The sequence below is a fragment of the Endozoicomonas sp. SESOKO4 genome (assembly GCF_024606275.1).
Genome location: NZ_JAHHPS010000316.1, coordinates 1 through 2,379 on the forward strand (window position 1 = coordinate 1; position 2,379 = coordinate 2,379).

Annotated in this window: 2 protein-coding genes; both read right to left on the bottom strand. The window is 40.4% G+C overall.

All coding sequences use genetic code 11. The annotated features are described in order from the left end of the window. Positions 1-530: HAD-IIA family hydrolase (locus KDK16_RS05990; protein WP_306670739.1), on the bottom strand; the 530-nt coding region annotated here is incomplete at its 3' end. Between the two features lie 346 nt (positions 531-876). Continuing rightward, positions 877-2,142 (bottom strand): hypothetical protein, encoded by a 1,266-nt coding sequence (locus KDK16_RS05995; protein ID WP_257275157.1) that lies wholly within the window; start codon positions 2,140-2,142, stop codon positions 877-879. Positions 2,143-2,379 lie beyond the last annotated feature (237 nt).

The window sequence follows — 2,379 nt, forward strand, 5'->3', positions numbered from 1 at the left end:
CTGGGTTTGCCCACATAGAATGGCTTTTTGCCAGTAATCCGCTCGATAGGAGCACACAGTGCACCGCAGGCCGGAGTCATATTGGGACCGTGGGTATCAGGGTTTGTGGCAATAAAACGTGCTCCTTCAGACACAAACCGGGCTCCGGTGTGGATCATGTTCCAGTTGTAATTCTTGGTTTCACCCACGACGACAAAATCCGGATTGATATCGGTAATGGCAAAGCCTGCTTTATACAGTTCGTGAACCAGGGCACCCTCGCCGATGACATAAGCTTTCTGACCTTCCTGCCGTTTAAGAAATTCTGCTGTAGCCATGGCAGAAGTGAAAAAGCAACTTTCCGGAATAATGATGCCGACAGAAGCAAAACGGTTCTGCAGGTCTTTCTCGGTCTGGGAGGGATAGTTGGTTAGCATGACCAGAGAGATGTCCCTCTCCAGCATACTGTGAATGAAATCATCAGCACCGGGAATCAGGGTGTTGTCATGCAAAATCACGCCGTCAATGTCACAAATTACGCTTTTAGACATAATACTATCTGATCAGGTTAGACTCTGAGAAGGGCATTATAAAGGGCTTGAAAGCCAGAAGGCCAGAAAGCTTTCCAGCCCGAAGTGCCAGCGTCTGATTACGCTGTTGTTAACCAAATCTGAAAATCGTTTATCCACTTCACAATGGTCAGCAAAACCTCTCTTGCCTTTGTGCAGACAGCTACAGCTTTCGGTATACTTAACTTACTCAGTCATAGTCGTTTAACCCGCTGGTTAGCTGCCTGATCTGGAGGGTGTCGCAAAAGTGCTTTATTCTGTAGTCCTTGAGGTGATTTCCGTTCAATACATACAAAAAACCAGGACTGAGCACCATTGTGATCAAATATCATCTGATTTTATTCAGAAAGCTGTGATAGTCATCAGGGTTCAGTCCCAGTTTCTGCAAGTATTGGACGGTCGAGAAGAGAACTTCCCCGGTACTATAGTCTTTGCTGGATCTAACATCGTCAGGGACAGGCTGAATCGGCTCATTGCGCTTTCGACGTTCATGAATATATTCGAACCAGGCTTGTAAAAACTGATTAACCAATTTTAACTCCCTCAAATTTTCAGGGCAGCGAAAAAAACGAAACTCTATTGTACCATAGGGTTGGATCATCTCTGTTCCTGGAATATGCAACAAAGAAATAGCCATATATTTGTCTATCTCTACATCAGAAAACCCACCAAACATTTGTTGTAAAGGAGCCATCTGTATCAGATGACTGTATATTTTTGAAAACCGCTTAAGCTTCTCCAGTTTTTCTGAATCGGTTTGCCAATGACCATTCGGTTTTTCATAATTGAATCCCGCTAATTTTTCATTGTACGTAGCAATCATCCAGTTTATCCGCTCAATGGCTAACCCCCTCATATCAGAATAATCAGAAAACAATTTATACCATTGACTCTCATCATCATTGATGATTCGGTCATTATTCCCGAATGCTCTTAGTAAATAGGGATTGCTCTCAATCTCCCTCTGCAATTCCAAAAGAACACTCGGATCACCGTGGGTGGCACTCAATGCATCGACATGCTTGTGACCGGAAGAATAACCTATAAGCCCATCTTGAATCATTGAATCAACCACTTCAAAGACTTTTTCAAAACAACTGTCCACATTGGCTTCACCATCATGGTATGGTTTACAATTCACCTCAAACCATGCATCACCATCCATAGTAGGAGTTATGTGGAAAAGACCATCAAAAGTTAAGTTATGAGTGCCAACACCTGCCTTGTTAGCCCCTGACTTTTTCATACGATCTTCAAATATGGGAATATAATTGCTATCTTGTAGGCTTCCCGTTTCAATTATTGAAGTTATATCGTATTCCAGCTCTTCACCAAATATGAGGTTTAGGTTATTATCAAGCATTATATCTTGTTCCAGGCAGTCTTGCTTTTCTTCAAGCATATCATTAAGAGTACCTAACCAAAGTTTTTTAAGATTCGGTCCAATGAGAACTTCATTAAAAGATTTTCTAAGGGTATTATTTTTTCGTAGAGCGTCAGTAATAAGATTTCTACTCATTGCATTTTCATTAAAATCCATCAATTTCCTTGATTCATCAGTAAGTTCTCGTCTGTAGAGGGTGATCAATTCCATGAGATTAAGAAATTCTGAAAAACAGCCATTACCAAAAAAATATTTTTTCAAAAAAACGAAATGCATCATGCCGAGCTAACAGGTAGTACTTATTTTTAAATTCATTATGATGTCCATGGTATATGTAAAGATAGTCGGCTAATAAAGCACCAAGATAGTAGTATTTATATGTCTTGTTATTAAGTGATGACTCACTTTTTCTTTGAGAAAATGTTCTGGATAAAATGGAATCTATTA